The sequence below is a fragment of the Streptomyces sp. TE5632 genome, assembly GCF_054061295.1.
This window is the reverse complement of sequence record NZ_JBSSEA010000003.1, coordinates 798,232-817,649: the sequence shown is the minus strand read 5'-3', so window position 1 is coordinate 817,649 and position 19,418 is coordinate 798,232. Positions and strand designations below refer to the sequence as shown.

At 69.1% G+C, this 19,418-nt stretch carries 19 protein-coding genes; 4 read left to right on the top strand and 15 right to left on the bottom strand.

Annotated features, from left to right (window positions below):
* Positions 1-26: 26 nt before the first annotated feature.
* Positions 27-1,979 carry a hypothetical protein gene (locus ACVW19_RS08900; RefSeq protein WP_457458163.1) on the bottom strand — a complete coding sequence of 651 codons (1,953 nt, stop codon included), beginning with the start codon at positions 1,977-1,979 and terminating at the stop codon, positions 27-29.
* 71 nt (positions 1,980-2,050) lie between these two features.
* Positions 2,051-2,548, bottom strand: a complete 498-nt coding sequence (locus tag ACVW19_RS08895; protein WP_457458161.1) for a tetratricopeptide repeat protein — start codon at positions 2,546-2,548, stop codon at positions 2,051-2,053.
* A 180-nt stretch (positions 2,549-2,728) separates the two neighbouring features.
* Here ACVW19_RS08895 and ACVW19_RS08890 point away from each other — a divergent pair, with 180 nt between their 5' ends.
* Positions 2,729-3,172 carry a hypothetical protein gene (locus ACVW19_RS08890; protein WP_457458159.1) on the top strand — a complete coding sequence of 148 codons (444 nt, stop codon included), beginning with the start codon at positions 2,729-2,731 and terminating at the stop codon, positions 3,170-3,172.
* 112 nt (positions 3,173-3,284) lie between these two features.
* On the opposite strand, the gene ACVW19_RS08885 is transcribed toward ACVW19_RS08890, so the two are convergent.
* The 8 genes from ACVW19_RS08885 to ACVW19_RS08850 form a co-directional block, all read right to left on the bottom strand.
* Positions 3,285-4,850, bottom strand: coding sequence for a DUF1996 domain-containing protein (locus ACVW19_RS08885; RefSeq protein WP_457458158.1), 1,566 nt, complete (start codon positions 4,848-4,850; stop codon positions 3,285-3,287).
* A gap of 350 nt (positions 4,851-5,200) precedes the next feature.
* The gene (locus tag ACVW19_RS08880) at positions 5,201-5,854 is read right to left on the bottom strand and encodes a response regulator (RefSeq protein WP_457458156.1); all 654 of its coding nucleotides are present in this window, start codon (positions 5,852-5,854) and stop codon (positions 5,201-5,203) included.
* Complete coding sequence (locus tag ACVW19_RS08875; RefSeq protein WP_457458154.1) at positions 5,839-7,098, bottom strand: sensor histidine kinase; 1,260 nt, start codon at positions 7,096-7,098, stop codon at positions 5,839-5,841. The genes ACVW19_RS08880 and ACVW19_RS08875 overlap by 16 nt, the downstream gene beginning before the upstream one ends.
* Positions 7,099-7,212: 114 nt before the next feature.
* The gene (locus ACVW19_RS08870) at positions 7,213-8,232 is read right to left on the bottom strand and encodes an SDR family oxidoreductase (protein ID WP_457458152.1); all 1,020 of its coding nucleotides are present in this window, start codon (positions 8,230-8,232) and stop codon (positions 7,213-7,215) included.
* A gap of 80 nt (positions 8,233-8,312) precedes the next feature.
* A complete protein-coding gene (locus ACVW19_RS08865) occupies positions 8,313-8,999 on the bottom strand; it encodes a winged helix-turn-helix domain-containing protein (RefSeq protein WP_457458150.1) in 687 nt (228 codons plus the stop codon).
* Between the two features lie 119 nt (positions 9,000-9,118).
* Complete coding sequence (locus ACVW19_RS08860; protein ID WP_109381837.1) at positions 9,119-9,241, bottom strand: hypothetical protein; 123 nt, start codon at positions 9,239-9,241, stop codon at positions 9,119-9,121.
* Between the two features lie 229 nt (positions 9,242-9,470).
* Positions 9,471-10,160: a hypothetical protein gene (locus ACVW19_RS08855; protein WP_457458148.1), complete on the bottom strand. Its 690-nt coding sequence runs from the start codon at positions 10,158-10,160 to the stop codon at positions 9,471-9,473.
* A 164-nt stretch (positions 10,161-10,324) separates the two neighbouring features.
* Positions 10,325-10,699, bottom strand: a complete 375-nt coding sequence (locus tag ACVW19_RS08850) for an arsenate reductase family protein (RefSeq protein ID WP_457458146.1) — start codon at positions 10,697-10,699, stop codon at positions 10,325-10,327.
* 240 nt (positions 10,700-10,939) lie between these two features.
* On the opposite strand from ACVW19_RS08850, the gene ACVW19_RS08845 reads away from it, so the two are divergent.
* Positions 10,940-11,254: a hypothetical protein gene (locus ACVW19_RS08845; RefSeq protein WP_457458145.1), complete on the top strand. Its 315-nt coding sequence runs from the start codon at positions 10,940-10,942 to the stop codon at positions 11,252-11,254.
* Positions 11,255-11,282: 28 nt separating this feature from the next.
* On the opposite strand, the gene ACVW19_RS08840 is transcribed toward ACVW19_RS08845, so the two are convergent.
* Entirely contained in the window at positions 11,283-12,701 is a 1,419-nt protein-coding gene (locus ACVW19_RS08840; RefSeq protein ID WP_457458143.1) for a HEAT repeat domain-containing protein, read from the bottom strand.
* Positions 12,702-12,711: 10 nt separating this feature from the next.
* Positions 12,712-12,984, bottom strand: coding sequence for an SCO2583/SCO2584 N-terminal domain-containing protein (locus tag ACVW19_RS08835; RefSeq protein WP_457458142.1), 273 nt, complete (start codon positions 12,982-12,984; stop codon positions 12,712-12,714).
* Positions 12,985-14,536: 1,552 nt separating this feature from the next.
* On the opposite strand from ACVW19_RS08835, the gene ACVW19_RS08830 reads away from it, so the two are divergent.
* Both ACVW19_RS08830 and ACVW19_RS08825 read left to right on the top strand, forming a co-directional pair.
* The gene (locus ACVW19_RS08830; protein ID WP_457458140.1) at positions 14,537-15,028 is read left to right on the top strand and encodes a hypothetical protein; all 492 of its coding nucleotides are present in this window, start codon (positions 14,537-14,539) and stop codon (positions 15,026-15,028) included.
* An 11-nt stretch (positions 15,029-15,039) separates the two neighbouring features.
* The gene (locus tag ACVW19_RS08825) at positions 15,040-15,396 is read left to right on the top strand and encodes a toll/interleukin-1 receptor domain-containing protein (RefSeq protein ID WP_457458138.1); all 357 of its coding nucleotides are present in this window, start codon (positions 15,040-15,042) and stop codon (positions 15,394-15,396) included.
* A 521-nt stretch (positions 15,397-15,917) separates the two neighbouring features.
* Here the strand turns inward: ACVW19_RS08825 and ACVW19_RS08820 are convergent.
* The 3 genes from ACVW19_RS08820 to ACVW19_RS08810 form a co-directional block, all read right to left on the bottom strand.
* A complete protein-coding gene (locus tag ACVW19_RS08820) occupies positions 15,918-16,973 on the bottom strand; it encodes a pentapeptide repeat-containing protein (protein ID WP_457458136.1) in 1,056 nt (351 codons plus the stop codon).
* 586 nt (positions 16,974-17,559) lie between these two features.
* Positions 17,560-18,225, bottom strand: coding sequence for a YdcF family protein (locus ACVW19_RS08815; protein ID WP_457458134.1), 666 nt, complete (start codon positions 18,223-18,225; stop codon positions 17,560-17,562).
* Positions 18,222-19,016 carry a GntR family transcriptional regulator gene (locus ACVW19_RS08810; RefSeq protein WP_359729467.1) on the bottom strand — a complete coding sequence of 265 codons (795 nt, stop codon included), beginning with the start codon at positions 19,014-19,016 and terminating at the stop codon, positions 18,222-18,224. Before ACVW19_RS08810 ends, ACVW19_RS08815 begins: the two co-directional genes overlap by 4 nt.
* Between the last annotated feature and the right edge of the window lie 402 nt (positions 19,017-19,418).

Sequence of the window (19,418 nt, the reverse complement as noted above, 5' to 3'; positions counted from 1 at the left end):
CGGACCGGGCGGCGGTGATCACCGGGTCAGCCGAGCCCGGTGATCGAGCCCCCGTCCTTCAGGGTGCCCACAAGGTCGGCCTGGGAGCCCTGTTCGGCCTCGACGGTCAGCAGGTTGCCCTGCGCGGTGCCCTCGACACCGCCCGTCGCGGTGACGGACGTCGTGCCGCGGCTGCCGGCGGCCAGCAGGTACCAGGTGCCCGCCGGGGACTTCCACAGCACCCCGGCCAGCACCCGCGGCTCACGCGCCCCGCACTGCGGAACGTCCTCGGCCTTGGCCACCACCGTCCCGACCGGCCCGCCCGGCGTGTGGAACTGCGCCAGCACCCGGGTGCCACCGCCCCGCCAGGTCTCGGCCCGCGTGCACACCCAGTCCGCCGGACCCGCCCCGCCGTCCGGCAGCGGCTGCTCGGCGAACGTCCACGTGTTCACGCTCCGTACGCCCGCCGAACGCACCGAGGTCAGCGAGCACGCGAACGGCGCCCAGGCACGCAGTGCCTCGGCGCCGGACGCCTCACCGGCGGCCCCGGGCCGTCCCGCGGTCAGCCGGGCCGGGACCAGCTCGGCGAGGTCGGTCATCAGCCGGGTGCCGGTCCCGTCGGTCAGTTCCAGCACGTTCCACGAGGTGCACGAGCCGGCCCGCAGCGCCGGACTGGCCAGCGGCGAGGTGACGCCGCCGGTGAGCGTGAGGTCCGTCGCGTCGGTGTCGGGCTCGCGCAGGTCCCGATGACGGGCCTCGCGTACCCAAGGGGCCGTCAGATAACGGACGTTGCCGTCGACCCGGCTCAGCACCACCGCACTCGCCCCGGCCCTGTCCGTGCCGTCGACCCGGGCGAGGTCGAGAACGGCGCCCCGGGCGCCGCCCTTCGGCTCGGCGTACCTGGCGATGCGCAGACCGTCGTGGAGGATCACCACACGCGCGCTGTCGACCGCCCCCGCGTACAGCAACTGGGGCGGTCCGGCCGGGCCGCCGGACGGGGTGCCCGGCGTCGCCGACACCTGGACCCGCTCGCCGGGCCGGGCCCACACGGCGAGGGCGCGGCGCAGCAGGTCCGTGTCACCGGTCAGGTCGCCGCGGGCGGGCCACACGGAGAAGTCGGTGCGCGCGGAGGTCTTCCAGGCGGCGGGGGAGACCCGGGTCAGCTTCGCCGGGTCCAGGGCGGCCTGCGCGGCCGGGTTCCGTGCGTACGGCGGCGCGGCGGCACCGTCGGGCCCCCAGCCGTCACCCGGCAGCCCGAGCAGCGCGCCGCAGACGACGAGCGCGCACCCCGCGGTCAGCCCGGCCTTCAGGTGCCGGCGGCGGCGCAGCAGATCGGTGGGCCGGGCCTGGAGCGAGCAGGGGTCGAACTCGGCGGAGTCGAGCAGCCGGTACTCGGCCGGCACCCCGTCGGCCTCGCGCAGCGCGGCGGCCGCGTCGGCGACCCCCGCGTCGGTGAGCACCTTGCGTACGTCGTCGTCCGCGAGCCGCTCGAGGCCCCGCAGCACGTAGGCGGCGCGGGCCGGTCCGGACAGGGCGGACAACCGCTGGTCCAGGGCGAGTTCGTCGGCGCCACCGGACCGCGGGTGCAGCCGCAGCCCCCACACCCGGGGCAACGGCGGCGACAGCAGCGCCCGCCTGAGCGGCCCGCCCGCCCGCAGCGCCGTACGCACCACCTGCAGCCGGACCAGCGTGTACCCGGGATCGCCGTCCCACCCGGGGGACGGGGCGGCCTGCGGGGCCTCGGCGGACTGGACGGCCTGGGTGGTCTGGGCGGGGATCACGGGCGCCGTGGTGCGGCCGCGGGGCAGCGCGCGCTGGGCCAGGGCGTGCGCGGTCAGCACCCGCCTGCTCCGGCCCGTACCCGGTGGCAGCAGCAGGTAGGCGAGCCGGACGAGCCGCGGATAGTGCTCGGCGAGCGCGGCCTCGGCCTGCTCGACATCGACGACCGGGCCGTCGGGGGAGGAGTGCGGGAGGCGCTGGGCGGCATGCTGTGACTGCACGCCCAACAGAACGAGCAAACCGGTCGATGGTCACCTGATTGCGGAGCGTCACTGTCCGCCCGAGCGGGCCCTCAACGGCCGGACTGCTCCTCCCCATCGACCAGCAACCGGGCGTAGGCGGCCATCGAGCGCTGGTAACGCGGCAGATGAGGGGCGAGAGCTCCGAGGACCAGCGACAGCCCCTCGCGGTCCCGTCCGAGGCTCGACAGGCACAGTGCGAGACAGGCCCGTACGGCGTCGTCCAACTCGTCCGAGGAGGAGTCCAGTTCGGGCGTCAGTAGCTGTACTCCCTCCTCCGCCCGGCCGATGTTCCGCAGGGAACTGGCCAGTTGGATCTTCGCCCGGCGCGCCTTGTATCCGCTGAGACCGGCGAGTCCGCCCTCCAGCGCCTGCCGGTAGAGCGGAACCGCATGGTCCGAGCGTCCCGTCGAGTCCCAGGCACAGGCCCGCTCGAACGGCCCGAGCGGACTGCCGTCGGGCAGCTCGGCGACGAGCGCGTCGATCACGGCGCGGAAGGCGGGCGCCTCGTCCTCCGCATAGTCGTCGAACGTCGCCCAGGCGGCGGTCATGCGATCTTCCCAGTCCTTGTCCACCGGGTCACCCTCGCACGCGGCCGCGCTCCGACGCATCCGGGAGCGAACATTCCGGCGCCCGGGATTGAGCAGTCCGGGCGTCGGAGCCGTATCGAAGGCGAAGAGCCCCCTGCCGGGGCTCCGTGCGGCATGTCGCCGGAAGGACCGGAGGAACTCATGAGGCTGACCCGACAGGTGCTCGCGCTGACCGGCGCGGTGGCGGTACTGGCGCTGGCGGGCTGCGGGTCCGGCAAAGCCGAGAGCGAGGTGCCCGCCACGGCCACCGGCAGTCTGGAGCACCTGGCCGCCGAGGCGAAGTGCAAGCCGGACATGCAGACCGACGCCGACACGATCCGTCAGGCCATCTGCAAGAAGGGCAAGGAGAAGTACGTCCTGGCCACCTTCGCCACCGACCGCGGCCAGCGCGAGTGGATCGACATGGCCAAGGACTACGGCGGTCACTACCTAGTCGGGCGCAAGTGGGTCGCCGTCGGTGAGGAGAATGTGCTCGACGACCTGCGCGGCCGGCTCGGCGGAGACGTGGAGGAGGGCATCGACCACAGCAACATGGACCACGGAGGCGGTGCGCACGCGTCCGGCCACGCCGGGCACGGAGGCTGAACAAGCTCACCGGGTACACCGGGCACACAGGGCACACGAGAGGAGGGCCGGTGGCGGGAATCCCGCCGCCGGCCCTCCTCCTCTCAGTGGGCGACCGAGTGAACCGATGGAACTACGTGCACTTCTTGCCCTTGTTGATGCACTTGACCACCTTGTTCATCAGGCTCTCGTCCATGACGTTGATGAAGTCGTTGTGGTCGGTGATCGGCTTGTGCAGCTGCTCCGGGAAGCTGTCCACGGCGTACGGGTTCTTCACCTGACCGTTCTCGATGGTCGGGGTGGGAACGTCGTACACCAGGCGGACCTGGAGCTGCGGGATGGCCTTGAAGCCGTTCGCGCAGCTGCCGTCCGCCTGGACGAACGCCACGTGGTCGCGGTGGTTGGCGCTGTCGGCGTTCTGTCCGTCCCAGCAGCTCTGGAAGTTGGACGTGCGCACGAGCTTGCTGCCCTCGGGGCACAGCACGTACTTGTCCGTGGACTGCCGGTCCTCGAAGCCGGTGCAGCTGTACGAGGTGTTGGCGTTCTTGAGGCCGTTGGTGAACGCCTTGGCGTCACCGGTGATGATGCGCATGAGCTTCGGGATCGCGACGACCTTGCTCCGCTTGTTGCCGACGAACCGGAGCTGGGCCTCCTGGACCTGCAGGATCCTGCCGACGTTGCCCTCGGCGCCGCCGCCCTGGTCGGCCGCGTCGAATTCCTGGGTGCCGTCCTGCACGCGCAGCACCGGCCAGAAGTACGAGGACTTGTCGCCCTGGTTCTGGCAGCTGGTCTCGGCGGCGACCAGGTCGTCGTCGCTGGAGAGCGAGCTGTTGCTCTGGTTGCCGACGTAGTCGTGCATGTGGTGCGCGCCGTTCGCGACACCGGGGGCCACGATGATGTTGTCGCTGTTGTACAGCTTGTTCTCGTTGACGCCGCACTTCGTGGTGAAGCTGCCCTTGGAGCCTGACCTGCCGTTGGCGGCCAGACCGTTCGGCAGGTTGCGCGAGTTCGGCGGGACGTCGTTGATGTCGATGAAGTCCTCGGCGAACGGACCCGCGGCACCGTTGCCGTTGTCGTTCGGGGTCTGCCCCTCGCCCTGGTCCTGACCGTCGCCCTGGCCCTGGCCGTTGTCCTGGCCCTGGTCATTGCCCTGGCCGTTGTCCTGGCCGTTGTCCTGACCCTCGCCGTTCTGACCGTCGCCGTTCTGGCCGTCGGTCGGCTGCGGCTGGTCGGCGGGACGGCCGGAGCAGGAGGCGAGCTCGTCCAGGTTTCCGGGAGCCTGGCCGCCCGCGCGGCTGATCTCCAGCTTGATCCGGTCGAGGAGCACCTTACGACGGTCCTTGAGCGGACCCAGAATGGCATTCTGGACGTACCGCGAGTCCCCGGCCTGTGCCTGGCGCGTGGTGACCAGGCGCTGGTAGGCGTCGGTGATCTGCTGGTCCATCGAGGCCAGTTCACCGTCGACCTCACCGCGTGCCTGGTCCGGCACGTCGGAGAGCTGCTGACCGACGTCCGGGCAGTCGATCGTGGCGATCTGCGCCGCGCTCGCCTTCGTCCGGCTCTGCGACGGGTCCGACTCGCCGGCCGAAGCGTAGAAGTTCGCCCAGACCAGCCCGCCCCCACCGAGTGCCAAGGCCGCCGTCCCGGCCACGGCTTTGGCGGCCAACGGCATACGGCGTTTTCTTGTATTGCGTCCCATCATTCTCCTCGCAAGGGGGCCCTTGGCCTTCCCGGTGCTCTGGTAATTTGCGCTCTGCCCCCGCAAAGGGGTCGGTTCGGGCTGGACCGCAACCTTCGGGTTGGAAGCCCGCCGCCTCAGCGGTGGGTGGAGTCACGGAACTCCTCTGACCTTGTTGAGGAGCACCCCCTTACGGGCATCGAATCGCCCAACAGAAGCGGAGCGGCTCCCTTGAGTACGGGAGCCGCCCCGGGGGTGTTCAACCGTCACGGAAATTGATGAGAAGTTCGTACGGCCCTCTGGTTTCAACGCCCTCTGGAACAACGGGGAGTTGCTGGTCATGGACGTCGGGTGAGGGTGCGGGCCCGGTTTCACCGGTCCTGGTCGAGATACGCGAGAACCGCCAGCACACGACGGTTGTCGTCGTCCGAGACCTCCAGTCCCAGTTTGGTGAAGATGTTCGCGGTGTGCTTGGCGATGGCCCGTTCCGTCACCACCAGCCTGCCGGCGATCGCCGCGTTGGAGCGCCCCTGCGCCATCAGCTCCAGCACCTCCCGCTCCCGGGGCGTCAGCCGCGCCAGCGGCCGGTCGTCACCCGACCGCCGCGCCAGCAACTGCTGGATCACCTGCGGGTCCATCGCCGTACCCCCGCCCGCCACCCGCCGTACGGCGTCCACGAACTGCTCCGCGTCGAACACCCGGTCCTTCAGCAGATAGCCCACCGCACCACTGCCGTCGGCCAGCAGCTCCCGCGCGTACAACTGCTCCACGTGCTGCGACAGCACCAGTACCGGAAGCCCCGGCCTGCGGCGCCGTGCCTCGAGCGCGCACTGCAGCCCCTCGTCGGTGTGCGTCGGCGGCAGCCGTACGTCGACCACGGCCACGTCCGGCTCCGACTCGGCCAGTGCCCGGGCCAGTTCGGGTCCGGACTCCACGGCCGCGGCGATCTCGAAGTCATGAGCCCGAAGGAGCCGGACCAGCCCGTCGCGCAGCAGGAACAGGTCTTCGGCTAGGACAACTCGCAAGGGATCTCCATGGTGACCATGGTGGGACCGCCCGCGGGGCTGCTGACGGCCAGGACGCCGTCGAATGTACCCAGGCGCCGTTCTACCCCGGTCAGCCCCGAGCCGGCCCCGATCACCGCCCCGCCCTTGCCGTTGTCGGTGACGCTCACCCGAAGATGGCCGCCGGTGTGGTGCAGATCGACCCAGATCCGGTCGGCGTCCGCGTGCTTCACCGCGTTGGTGAGCACCTCGCTGACGGCGAAGTACACGGCCGACTCCACCGGCGCCCCGGCCCGGCCCGGCAACTCCACGTTCACTTCGGTGGCCACCGGCAGCCGCAGTGCCAGCGCCCGCACCGCGTCGCCCAGGCCGCGCTCGGCCAGCACCGGCGGATGGATACCGCGCACCAGCTCCCGCAGTTCCGACAGCGCCTCCACCGAGGACCTGCGGGCCTGTCCGATCAACTCCCTCGCCCGTTCCGGGTCCTTGTCGAGCAGTGTCTCGACGGTCCCCAGATCCATGCCCATCGCGACCAGCCGGGCCTGCGCCCCGTCGTGCAGATCCCGCTCGATGCGCCGCAGCTCGGCCGCGGACGTGTCGACGGCGTCACGCCGCGTTTCGGTCAACACCCTCACCCGTTCGCTCAGTTCACCCTGACTGGGGGAGAGGACGGCGCGGGTGAGCCGGTAATGGGCGTTCAGCGCCGACGGGGTGACGAAGTGGGCGAGGAAGACCAGACCGAGGGCAAGTGCGCCGGCGCCGAGCGCGGACGCCTGGTCGCCGACCGGGACGAAGCCGTACCAGTACGGGTCCGGCATCACCCGCCACAGCCCGGCCGCGAGCGCGAACCCCTCCAGCGGGTACAGCAGCAGCACGGCCGGCAGCAGCGCGGTGACGAACCCCGCGGTCATGTCGACCGGCAGCCACCACAGTTCCCGCCAGGTCGCCGGATCTCGCAGCATTCCGAAGGTACGCGCCCACGGGTTGGCGTCCTTCGGCAGCGGACGGTACGCGGGCGGGATGCGCACCCCGCCCCACTCGGCGGCCAGCACCCGCCGCCAGTTCGCGTAGGTGCGCGCCCGGGTCAGCACGTACGGCGTCGTGACGATGCCGATCCCGACCGGAATCAGCGCGATCGACAGCAGGGTCAGGGTGAAGCACAGCACTGACAGCGGGAGCGACACCAGCGCCAGCCCCAACCCCCGCAGTGCGGCCTTCGCAAGGCCCTTCGTACGTCTGGTGCCGCTTCTCGTGTCGATGCTCATGTCACAAGTCTGTCCGAGCACCGACACCCGGGTCACTGGCCCGAACCCCCGGTCACGGGGTGGTGCCACGTACACCCGGCCGGGCACACCCCCCGCCCTACGGCTCACCCTGCTCTACGGCTCGCCCCGGCCTCCCTCCGCCGCGAGCACCTTCGCCTCCACCTCCGGGTCGAGCCCCTTGAACGTCCGGTCCGGACGCTGGGGTGAGGTTCCGCCGATGGCCCGCAGCCAGCGCCAGGTGTCGGCCACGGTCTCGGCGACGGGACGGCAGCGCAGCCCCGTCGCGACCGCCCGGGAGACGTCCGCGCGGTGCAGGGCGCCGTGCGCCTCGCTGTCCGGCGGCACCCACACCGGCAGCTGCGTCCACGGTTCGATGCCGGCCTGAAGGATCGTCTCCGGCGCGGTCCAGCGCAGTTCGGCCGCGCCCCCGGTCACCTCCGCGCACGCCTCCAGCAGTGCGCCGATCGTGGCGTGCCCCTGCGGGCCGAACAGGTTGTACGGCCCGCCCAGTTCCCGCTCGGCCGCCCCGAGGATCCACTCGGCGAGGTCGCGGACGTCGACGTACTGGACGGGCAGGTCACGCGGCCCCGGAGCGAGGACCGGGCCGCCGCGTGCCATCCGGTTCAGCCACCAGGGCAGCCGGCCGACGTTCTCGTACGGCCCGAGGATCAGCCCCGCCCGCACCAGCACCGACCGGTCCGCGCCGAAGGAGTCCACGGCGGCCAGTTCACCGCCCCGCTTGTCCTGCGGGTACTCGGTGTGGTCGGCGTCCGCGCGGGCGCCCGCCACCACCGGGGCCTGCTCGGTGTACCCGGCGGGCGCGGGCCACTCGTACACCGAGCAGCTCGACACGTACACGTACCGCCCTGCGCGGCCCCGCAGCAGCCGCGCCGTGTCCCGGACGGCGCGCGGGGCGGCCGACCAGGTGTCGACGACGACGTCCCACTCGCCGGCCGCCTCGTCGAGCGCGGCCAGACCGTCCACCGCGGTCCGGTCGCCCAGCAGCGACCGGACGCCCGGCGGGGCCCCGCGCCGCCCCCGGTGGAAGACGGTCACCTCCCAGCCCCGCCCGAGCGCCGCCTCCACGACGGCCCGCCCCGCGAACTCCGTGCCACCCAGCATCAGAAGCCTCATACCGTCCGACTCTGCCGGGTCGGGAGGGCCGGGGGAACAGGAATCTGCCGAGGGCAGAGCAGAGCAGGGACGGGCCGCCCTCAAGGCGTGTACTTGTAGCCGACCCGGCGCACGGTCTGGATCCTGCCCCGGTGCTCGGCGCCCAGCTTGCGGCGCAGCCGTGCGACGTGGACGTCGACGGTGCGGCCATCGCCCACATGGCCGTAGCCCCACACGGTGGCGACCAGGTGGTCGCGGGTGTGCACCCGGTTCGGGTGTGCCACGAGATGGGCGAGCAGTTCGAACTCCAGGTAAGTGAGGTCGAGTTGCCGCCCGTCCACCTCGGCGGTGCGCCGCACGGTGTCGACGCGGACCGGTTCGTCGGCCTCGTCGGGCCCGGAGGGCGCGGCGAGGGCGGACGACGGGCCGGCGTCCGGTACCGCCACCGGGAACGGCGGCTGCTGGTCGGCGGGGACCAGCACCAGGTAGCCGACCATGGGCGGGCGTCCGGGCAGGACGGGCAGGGTGTGCTGGGGTGCGGGCAGCCAGGTGGCCCCCGGAGGGAGCAGGTCCGCGACCGTGACGACCTCGTCCGGGGCGACGGCCCGCAGCCGGTGGCGGGGGCGGCCGTCGGCCGGGGCGGTACGGGGTGCGATGGGGGCAGCGGGTGAGGAGGACGCCGAGGCCACCGGGGCCACGGAGTTCGCAGCGCGCACGGAGTTCGCGGGGGCCGCAGCGTTCGCGGGGTTCACGGGATTCGCGGGGGAGAGGGAACGAGTGGTCGCCATGAGGGGTCAGCTCTTTCGCGCGAAGGGTTCGTCGAGAGGACTCGACCGCCACGAGTTCGTGGTCGGGCTGGTCGAGGACGTACGCGGTTCGCGCCGGTGGAAGGCCGGGAGGTGCGGCGTCAGAGGGCCGGCGCGGTCGTCGCGCGGCAACACTCGCGGTCGAAGTCGTCGTGCTGACGGGAGGGCCAGAAGGGCTCGAGGTCCTGACGACCTGTCGCGATGAGCTCCCGGAAACCGTCCATGCGCCGATTGAAGCAGACCGGGGCCCCAGCAGGAACCCCGGTTCACAACGTGGACTGCGTGGGGCCCTCGCCCCCGGACGCAGGGAGCCCTCCCCCGCTCTCGACGGCGGTCGAGCGGGGAAGGGCTCCGGTCACACCCCGGGGCGGCGACCCGGGTCGGGGCGGTACCGTGGCACGCCCCGCCCCCCGAACTGGGTCTCCGCCCCGGGGGGCTTGTGGCTGCCCGAGGTCAGCCCACCTTCTCGATGAGCGCCCGGCGGATCAGGAACTTGCCGGGCTCCCGGACCTGCTCGAAGGCCGCGTCGTTGAGCAGGGCGCAGCTGCCGGACACCCCGGTGACCTCCACCGTGGTGGACTTGTTGTTGTCCAGGTTGGTGACCTTCAGCTTGGTCCCGGCCGGGAACTGGTTGCTGGACGCCGCCGGGGCGCCGGCCTCACCGGAGAGGGTGACCGTGGAGCCGTTGCACACCTGCTGGCCGGAGGCCGCCGCGCCGTCGCCGCCCGGGTTCTGCGCGGCGTCGCCCCCACCGGCCTGCTCACCGGGGGCGGGCTGCTCGGGCTGTGCGGGCTGCGAGGGCTGTGCGGGCTGGGAGTCCTGAGCCGACTCCCCAACCGTGCACCCGGACGCCCGCTGCTTGAGCTCGATCTCCGCGATGACCGCTTCGCGGTTGGCGATCCGGGCCTCGGACTGCGCGTCGGGATTGGCCCGTTGGCCCTCGATGAACTTCTGGTTGTTGCCGAGCGCCGTGGCGAGACCCTGGCAGACCGTCGAGTCGGCCGCCGACTTGGTGGTGGCCGCCGTCGTCTGGGAGGCGTTCGACGTGGTCGCCATGACGAAGGCGCCGCCACCGGCCACCGTCGCGGCGCTCAGCAGCAACGCGAGCTTCTTCTTGGGGCCGAGAGTTCTCCTGCGCGACATGCGCGCCTCCTGAAGCGGTAGGGGAACGTACGCCGCTATGTACGAGATGCCGAACGAAGTTACTCAGCGGTCCGGTCGACTCCCCGAAGTGGCCTGTGTCACAGGCCGCTTGGTCTCAGGTCTCAGGTCTCAGGTCTCAGGTGTCAGGCGTCAGGTGTCAGGCGTCAGGTGTCAGGCGTCTGACGGGACAGGGCGTCCCGTACCGCCTCCTCGCTGCGGGCCACGACCGCCGTGCCGTCCTCGGCCGTGATGATCGGGCGCTGGATCATCACGGGGTGTTCGGCGAGCGCCGCGATCCAGCGCTCCCGTGAGCCGGCGTCCCGCGGCCACTCCCCGAGACCGAGTTCCTTGGCGGCCGTCTCCCCGGTGCGGGTGATGTCCCACGGCTCCAGTCCCAGCCGCTCCAGCACCTCACGGATCTCGCCCTGACTCGGCACGTCCTCCAGATAACGGCGGACGGTGTAGGCGGCGCCCTCGGCGTCCAGCAGGGTGAGGGCGCTGCGGCACTTGGAACAGGCCGGATTGATCCAGATCTCCATGCCGCTCACCGTACGCCCCCTCCGCTCCGCCAAGCCGCTGTTCGAATTCCCCGTCACCTCGGGGACATCTTCCGAACCAGGGGTTCCATGGCCGGAACCCCTTCTTCACCTGGGCATTCGGCGAACGTTCAGGGACCCCCGGATGTCAGTGCCGGGCAGTAAACTGGATGCAGTGTTCGAGGGTGTTACCGGGATCGGCGTGGATCTCGGTGGGCACCCTGACCGCGACAGGAGGATGCCGTGCCCGCTGCCGCACTGAAGCCGAAGCCCCTGCCCACCCAGTCCACCGCGAAGCGTCCCGTCCTGCTCGAAACGCCCTGCGCGCCCGTCGAGAAGCGGCCGCTGCCGCCGAGCCGTCCGCGGGAGTGGTACGTCACGCACAACCGCCGGCTCAAGGCGATGCGGCTCGCCATCGCCCTGCTCGACTCCGGCGTCTACCTGCCCGACCAGGCACCCGACGAGACGATACGAAGCACGGCGGAACTGATCGGCATACACCCGCCGTCGCACACGACCTGCCACATGGTCCGCACCTTCATGCGCCACAACCGCTAGCCGACAGGGCCGACGGGCGGGGTCTGTCTCAGGAGGGCAGCCCCGCCTCCCACTTGCGTCGCTTCAGGACGTACTCGCTGAACAGATGGCCGGCCCGGTCGAGCAGTTCGCCCACCTCCGGGTCCCCGGGGCGCGTGTCGGCGGCCGGATGCCAGCGCTGCACCGACTGTCCGGCCCACATCCGCAGTTTGTCGTCCGGATCCTCCAGCAGGGTGACCGCCGCCCGTAGCCCGATGACCCCGCCCCGGGCGTCGAGCAACCGGAACGCGGTGACCCGGACATGCCGGGGGCACCCGCTGTCGAGGAGCCCCAGCAGACGGCCGGCGGGGAGCGCCCCGGCCAGGGGAAGCAGAGAGGCGGCCGCCTCCCGCACCACACCGGACGCGGGGTCGTCGAGCAGCGGCAACAGCTGCTCCGTGGCGCTCACGTCGAGGGTGCGCAGCCCGGCCACCGCCCGTGCCCGTACGGCCGGTGCCGGGTGGGCGAGCAGCGGCCACAGCAGTTCCGCGTCGGCGCGCTGCCCGCACTCCGCCAGTCCGATGACCGCACCGGGCGGCACCGCCGGGTCCGTGCACCGCTCCCGATACCAGGGCAGCGGATCCGTCCCGTGCTGTCGTAGAACGTAGCGCGCGCAGGCCCGGACGACCGCGGACCGGTCGGCGAGGAACTCCACTGCCCGCTCGGGCCGCCCGGCCCGCCTCAGCGCGGTGACACCGGCCGACCGTGCCCGCGGGTTGCGCGCGCCCAGCAGCGGCTCCAGCACGTCGTCCCAGTCGTCCCGGCCGTCGCCGGTGCTTGGGGCAGCCAGGGCGGCGTCGGCGCAGAGGGTCTGGACGACCGCGTCGTCGTCCCGTGCGGCGTGGCGGGCCAGCTCACCGGGGGAGAGGAGACCTCCTTCGACGGCCGCCCGGAAGGCGAACCGGCGCAGGAGGCGGTCGGGGTGGGCGCACAGGGGCAGCAGCAGCTCGTGCGGAGCCCGGCGGAGCGCGGTGCCGAGCAGTTCGAGACCGAAGTCCCCGCGCTCGCGGCGGGCGACCCGCAGAACCAGCGGTGCGAGGGAGACGACCCTCTCGGCACTCACCTCCCCGGCAAGGGCCTCGCCCAGCAACTGCCGGGCCCGTTCGCGCACGGGTCCGGCCCAGTCGGCGGCACGCACGACGATCAGGGGCAGCAGTGCGGGGTGCTCCGCCACCCCGGCCAGCGCACGCTCACGTATCCGCCCGTCGGGATGGCACAACGCCAGAGCCAGCCACGACTCTTCCGGCAGTTCCACGGACCCTGCGTCCGGCAGCGGCGCGGGCCGACACCACGCCGACGCGCGCACGCCCTCGTCCAGCGAGATCCAGGCACTCCCACTCGGGTCGGCGATGTCCAGCACCTCACCGAGGGCGGCCCCCCGGGCCAGGCGCACCGCCGCCGTCTCCCCGCTGACGACGTCCTCGTTCATCCCGTGCTGATCAGTACGGGCGGAAGTTGATGTAGCCGAGGAAAACGATCACCGCGGCGACGCAGCCGAGGACCACGGCCGTGGACGCCCAGGACGACGATCCCCGGGGCGACGACCGTCGGGATCCCCTGTGCTCCGGCTCGCCGCGGAACGGGACCGGACCGGGCGGGTTGTCCTTCCAGCGCGCGGCGAGCATCCGGGCACGGGCCGACGGCTCCTTGTGCTCGGCCCTGTCCGCCCACTTGATGTCGAACTCGCGCTCCTCGTCGTCCCTTTCGGGCATCCCCGTGAACCTCTCTCGAACAGCAGTGTCAGTTTTCCATCATCCCTCTCCGGCCCCGCCGAGGAAAGCATGTTCCGGACACGCGAGACGCCCCTGCTCCCGGAGACACAGGGGCAGGGGCGCCGTATCAAGACGGTGTCCCGCCGGGTGGTGCAGGGGGATCTCCGCAGCCCCGATGCTGCGGGGCCGGAGACGGATGCCCTGCGGAAAACCGTGAGCAGTCAGCGGATATGTGTCACGTGAGCGCTCAAACGAGCGCTATCGGGACAGTGTTGGTCAAAGTGCTCACGCCTTCGGGGCGGTGTGTCCTCCCCGGGGCATGGACGCGTGTCCCGGCAGCGCACACGTCGAGACCGCCGCCCCACCGGGCGGTCGGGGAACTTCGAAGCAGCCGCCGCCGGGCAGCGCCTGGCTGCTTCCGGGGCCGACCACAGAGTCGCCCCGGGTATTCCACTGGAGGGGACAGCGGACGAACGCGCGGCCCGTCACGCGGTCGAAGCCGCAGCGCCGTACCTCCTGGACCGCTGGGACAGTGAGGATGAAGCCGTGCAGTTCACCCTCGCCGCCCTCGCGGCAGCAACTCGGCACGGCGCCTCGGGTACGCGTCCTGCACCTGGCGGAGCGCTGGACGACGGGGCCCCGGACGGATGCTCTGCGCTTTGCAGCTGCTTCGGCCGAAACCGACTCCGCCGAGGTGACCACCGTTCTCCGCAGCATCGTCGAGAGCGGTGTCGTACGCCCCGACAAGGCCCCGAGTCCCCTCGCGCCCATACGCGGCGCGGCGCTCGACCTGCTCAAATCCCTGGTCGAGCGGGAGATGTCTCCGCTGCCGGCCCAAGGAGACAGCGATGCTCACCGGGCTTCGCCCTGCTCTCCTCACCAGGAGAGCAAGGAGGCTGCCGCCGTACACAGAGCCTGGAGATTCGGCGAGGGCCGCCACCCCGACCATGGGGTGGCGGCCCTCGTGGCGTCTCTGGCACGAGATCAGAAAAGGGGCCGGGCGGTGCACACCCGGTGCACAAGGCCGGGTCGCCCGACCTCGGGTCTCACACGTCGAAGAAGTGACGGGCCGGGTCCCTGACCTGCGTCCGCTTAATCGATCAACGTTGCGACCTGCGGCTTAGCTGTCAACGGTTGTCAACGTTGGTCGTCGTTGAGCACCCCCGCACGGCCCAGAGACGGCCCGAGCGGGGGTGTCGTGGTGTGCCCCTCGATGCGAACTACGGGCGGGGCGGTCGCTGAGGTCTCCTGGGCTGGTCAGACGGGCTGTGAGCGACACAGACGGCTGAAGTTGGTCGACGAGGTTGCTGTACTTCGCTGCTGTACAGCCACAACTGATCACCGGCGGCCGTGACCTGCGGCCGCCTTACCGATCAACGTCCTGACCTGCTGCCGAGCTGTCGGCAGTTGTCGACGTTGGTCATCATTGAGCGCCCTTCCACGGCCCGAGGACGGCCCGGGAGGGCGCTCGTGCGTGAGGCTGCGCCACTAGATCACTGAATCCACACACAGTGCCAGTTGGTTCGTGGTGGGATGTCCGTCAGCTGTAGTGATGCAGGCCGAGCCCACCCCTCGACACACGGATGGCGCAGAAGTGAGTTCTCCGACAGCAGACGACCTCGACAAGGAACAGCTTGACCAGCTTCATGCGGCAACACTGAAGGCTTCAGAAGCTTGCCTAGAACTCAAGAAGCTGTGTGCTCTTATTCTTGTTCCGGTCGGGACCATCATCACTTCCTTTGGTGACAAGAAGCCGGGGCCTTCACTATTCGCGGCTGGCCTTATGGTAATAATCGCCTTTTGGGTTGCTGACAGTTTCAGCTACTTCTATCAGAGGAAGATCAGGGGGGCGATGGTTGATATTTGGCAACGGAGAGTGCAGCGTTGTCCGGCTGGCGAGAATCCTCCGCCATCTGTTCCGACGTCGGGCGCCGTTACTGCCTGGCGCGCGGCTTTCAACGCATCGATGGCTTACTATGCAATCCTCGGCGTATTGTTCGCCCTTGCGTCATGGGCCTACGCCGTCGGTTGGCTCGATGGATAGGATGCTAGTTGGTGCGCTACTTTGTGAGTTATGCAAGGCGTGATAACAGCGTCGAGCGCCTGCACGAAGTGCGAGCGCTCCTCGGTGAGGCAGGTCACGTCTATGTGGATGACCTAGAGGCTCACAGCCTGGGTGCCGATAGAGTGCAGTCTGTAGTAAACGCGCTAACGTGTGCAGACATCTTCGTTGCCATTCGGTCGGACAGCTATCTGACTACTGAATGGACTCGGTGGGAGTTTGATACTGCGCTGCACATGGGGATCGAAATGCTAGCGGTGCTGCCTGGCGACGTTGTCGTGCATCCTGCTGATGCTCGATGGCCTTGGTCTAGGAGCTTTTCTCCTGTGACAGTGGTTGCGGTTCCATAAGGCCCGTGGATCCTTATGAGTGAGTCAAAATCATTGAGTGTGAGTAGCGGCCGGTTTACTGATTACTCCTTCCGATTTCCAGCGGAACAAAAGAGGCTCACGGCTTTGACCAGGTCAGATGTCGTGGGCTTCTGTCGTTGTTGGTCGGCGCGGGTTGACCTTGAACAGCCCAGGGACGTCCCGGACTTAGATCAGGTTATTTCCGGTTGACGCAGGAGCACGGGGCCGATTCTCCTCACCGTCAGCTTGCGTTATGCCTGGCCGGCACCACACGACCTCTTCGTCCCGAAGCGACCTGAGCGGGCGCCTGACCTGGGGTCGCTGCGCCTCTCACCTGCGGCCGTGGTGCGTGGATGTGCGCGGTTGGTTGCTGCTTCACGTCGGCGTTGTCACGCAATTAGAAATGCACTGCAAAGCTCCCGCGCCTGCGACGCGCTGCCCTGAACGGCATCGCCGTGTTCGGGTGTTTGAAGTGCTGCTACCCGCGATTACTGCGGCAGGGCCGTGAGTAACCTTCCGCGTCAGTACTCATCCTCCCCTCCGCCCCATTTCAACGGAAGAACTGTATTTTCATCAGTTATTGCCTCGGCTAGTTGATCTTGCTCCAGTCCGCGAACGGTACTCAAGTCGACGCCGCGAAGGTTAGTTCCGTTAAGTTTTGCGCGGGTGAACCTTGCATTTCTCAGGATTGCGGGGGGTAGCGGGGGGTTCCCATCTTCTGCATACCTTCGCCCAAAATCAGATCCACTCAGGTCGCAGCCATAAAAATCGCAATCCACTAGATCGGCTGCAAGAAACCAGCAGTTTCGATAAATGGCATTCACGAAGTTGGCTCCACGGGCAGTGGAGCGCGTGAAAGCTGCTCTTTCTGCCTCACAGAAAGACAGGCCCGCACCGTCGAGCTGTGCGCCTGAGAACCCGGCTCCGGTCAAGTTGCTGTAGTAGAACATAGACCTCCGGTAGTCTCCACGCAGATGAGCATCAGTCAATCCACAGTGGTAGAAGTCCAGCCTGGAGTCGCTCGGGTCGAATGATCGCCTTCCAAGCACGGTGAGGGCGGCCTGAACGTCTGCGGTCACATGAGTATCTTTAGGGGAACGCGGATCATCTCTGGTGTTCTCACGGATATGGGCTGTTAGTAGCTCCACCACCGTGGGCCTATCGTCCTTTGAATCCCTGGCGATGCGTTCGAGCGAGAAAATCCCGCCGATCCTCACTGTCATATTTTCCGAAGACAGGAGTTTGATCGCCTCTACGTACCTGTCAGTTACTTGACCCTCGCGGGTAAGCTGCGCCTGCTCTCGGTCCTTCTCTCGCGTGTGCTCGAAGAGTTTCTCTGACTGTTCGAAGAGTCTTTCTGTGTGCTTATGGCTGCGGTGGGTGTAGTAAAGCCCGAGTCCAGCGATCGCCCCTGCGCCCAGTGCTACGAGGGTCGTGCGGAAGCCCGTGATGACAACACCGTCTGCGGGTTGGAGATCTTTCTGTCGCAGGTGGCTGCTATCGAACCACCAGGGCCCCTTCCAAAGGAGGAGCCCATATCCCAGCACGACCGCGGCGACCGCAAGACCGATACTCACAGGTTTCACCCATGCCCTCATGCCTCGGCGAGCAAGGACACAACCACTGAACTGTGCAACTCTGAGGAACAATTGAGGTACGAGAACCAAGGAAGCCAACAGGGTGTACGAAGGTCGGCGGAGCGGCTTTGGGCGGGAGCTGCTTTGGGGCGAGTGATCATGGCCCCGTAAGCTTCCGGCGAGTCGGGCAGTCTGTGGACCTGCCCGTTAAAGCACGACGTTGGGGCCATGATCTTCGAGGCTCGCCCCAAAGTGGCTGCCTAAAGCCGTGGAGCCGACCGCCCCAGCCACAGAGGGTGTCTCCCACCTTCATGCCCGCAGCCGCTAGCGCGCCGCCGGGCGGGGCCGCCGCTGGCGAAGACAGGGCGGCGGCCCCGCCGACAAGGCGGCGCGCGCCCGCGCCGTGCGCGGGCCTTGATGAAGTAGAGAAAGTTGTACCGCGTTGGGAGCATGACGGTTTCAAGAGCGTCCCGTTATCGCTGCCCACACGGTCGTTGACCTGCTCCTTTCTGCTGCAACCACAGACGTGCGCGGCCGGTTTGGCCGGAGGGTGGCCGCACCACGTCGCGCGGCGCCGTCCAGCACCTCAATTCCGCTCTGTGGTCTCCGGCACAAGCCGACTGGTGAAACCGGCGTCGCGTAGGCGCTCATACGCTGTGGTCACGTCCCCGGGAACGTTCTGCTCAGTCATGAATCCCTGCCGGGGGTAGATCATGAGCCGCTGCTGTGCGCCGGCCAGCATGTCGATGACCAAGTGTGCGTCCCCGATGGAATCGACGTACTCGGACATGGTCATGGGTGTTGACGCGCTGACCCACTCAACCTCGGGCCACAGTTTGCACGCCGTCGCGTAGGACCGCCGTTCCTCGTACGGCTTGCTGATCAGCAGGGCCGACGAGACGGGGGCATGCCGTTCTTCCAAGAGCGTGCGGGAGAAGCGGATGTTCTCTCCCGTGTTCCGGGCCCGCGGCTCAACAAGGATCGCCTCGGACGGCACCCCCAGCTCTACCGCTCGTTCGCGGTAGTGCTCGGCCTCGCCGCGGGGCATGCGCTCACGAGTCGTCCGGCTGGTCGCTCCCGTGAACACGATCAGGGGCATCATGCCGCGGTGGTAGAGATCAGCGGTCGTGTCCGCCACCCCGAGGTCATGGCTGCCCAGCCCGATGGCGACAGAGCATGGGCGCACGTCGTGGCCCATCTGCTGGAAGTCCCAGACCCGTTGCGCGTCCGCCCATGCCTGCGCTGAGATCACTTGCTCTCGCCCTCTGCCTTCGCTGAGTCGGGAACCTTGAAGTCGTACGTCCACGCGAAGCGTGTCGCCGCGTGAACTCCAATCGCGAACTCCACCACGGTTCCATCCGCGGTGCAGGTCGTCCGGTGCAGCTCCACCACCCACTCCCCCGGCGAGAGCTGGAGGAGCTGCGCTTCCTCCGCCGTGGGGACACGCGCGAACAGGGTCTCCTCCATGTGGTCAATCTCGTACCCGGCGTCGTACAGAACACGGAAGCCACCGCCTCGCCCGGCTGGTCCCGGCGTGGGGTCGACGATGCGCGTGCCTTCGACGTGTTCGGGGCGGTAGTAGCTGGTCAGCGTGTGCGTCGGCTGCGTACCTTCCTTCACCACGCGCGCACGTGCGTAGACCTCTGCGCCTTCCGGCAGGCCGTGCGCTTGGGCGACGGCGGCCGGCGCCTTCACTCGGCTGACGGTCTGCGTCTGTTCGTTCCGCTTGTACGTGCGTCCGGACGCCACGCGGTCCGCGATGAACGCCACTTCGTCGCCGTCGCGCCACTTCGCCTTGTCGTACCGCGCGATACCCAGCCGCTTCAGCGGTGTCTGCTCGCGCACGACCGTGCCGTGGCCCCGCGATGACGTGACCAGCCCTTCGGCTTCCAGTGCCTTGTACGCCGCGTGGACAGTGGATTTCGAGCCTTCACCCGCTTCCACCAGCTCCCTGATCTGCGGCAACTGGGCACCGGGCGCGTACTCGCCGTTCCTGATCTGTTCGGCCAGCCGGTCCGCAAGTTCCCGCCACTTCGGCGCCATGCAGCACTCCTCTCGACATCGACCAGTGAAACACAGTCCCAGGACTGTTGACAGTCCTGGGACTGTGAGCCATTGTCTTGCTTAGCGGCTCGCAGTCCTAGGACAGCGGGTAAGGAGAGTCCTATTTGGGCTGTCCGAGCGCAGGGCGGAGGACGCTGCAAGACCGCCCGTAAAGGCCAGGGGACAGGGTTTCGGCCCGACTGGCGAGGTGGCCCGGTGACCGCGAGCAACGGCCGGCGAGTGGGGACGTGGTCCCCCTTGCAGTGCTTCATCCCTGTTGTTTTCGCCTGAGAGGAATCCCGGTGTACCGACGAAGACTTTGGGCGACCGCCGCGATGGATCGACCGGCGGCGCCCGTACGACAAGCCCGGTCCATCTCATCCGGTTTCGCAGTGCGTGACG

Coding starts and splice junctions, on each gene's coding strand:
- ACVW19_RS08835 (WP_457458142.1), bottom strand. CDS start 12,984: ATGCCCGAAAGGGACGACGAGGAGCGCGAGTTCGACATCAAGTGGGCG.
- ACVW19_RS08870 (WP_457458152.1), bottom strand. CDS start 8,232: ATGAGGCTTCTGATGCTGGGTGGCACGGAGTTCGCGGGGCGGGCCGTC.
- ACVW19_RS08830 (WP_457458140.1), top strand. CDS start 14,537: ATGCAGGCCGAGCCCACCCCTCGACACACGGATGGCGCAGAAGTGAGT.
- ACVW19_RS08885 (WP_457458158.1), bottom strand. CDS start 4,850: ATGGGACGCAATACAAGAAAACGCCGTATGCCGTTGGCCGCCAAAGCC.
- ACVW19_RS08875 (WP_457458154.1), bottom strand. CDS start 7,098: ATGAGCATCGACACGAGAAGCGGCACCAGACGTACGAAGGGCCTTGCG.
- ACVW19_RS08890 (WP_457458159.1), top strand. CDS start 2,729: ATGAGGCTGACCCGACAGGTGCTCGCGCTGACCGGCGCGGTGGCGGTA.
- ACVW19_RS08810 (WP_359729467.1), bottom strand. CDS start 19,016: ATGGCGCCGAAGTGGCGGGAACTTGCGGACCGGCTGGCCGAACAGATC.
- ACVW19_RS08855 (WP_457458148.1), bottom strand. CDS start 10,160: ATGTCGCGCAGGAGAACTCTCGGCCCCAAGAAGAAGCTCGCGTTGCTG.
- ACVW19_RS08860 (WP_109381837.1), bottom strand. CDS start 9,241: ATGGACGGTTTCCGGGAGCTCATCGCGACAGGTCGTCAGGACCTCGAG.
- ACVW19_RS08840 (WP_457458143.1), bottom strand. CDS start 12,701: ATGAACGAGGACGTCGTCAGCGGGGAGACGGCGGCGGTGCGCCTGGCC.
- ACVW19_RS08895 (WP_457458161.1), bottom strand. CDS start 2,548: ATGACCGCCGCCTGGGCGACGTTCGACGACTATGCGGAGGACGAGGCG.
- ACVW19_RS08865 (WP_457458150.1), bottom strand. CDS start 8,999: ATGGCGACCACTCGTTCCCTCTCCCCCGCGAATCCCGTGAACCCCGCG.
- ACVW19_RS08850 (WP_457458146.1), bottom strand. CDS start 10,699: ATGGAGATCTGGATCAATCCGGCCTGTTCCAAGTGCCGCAGCGCCCTC.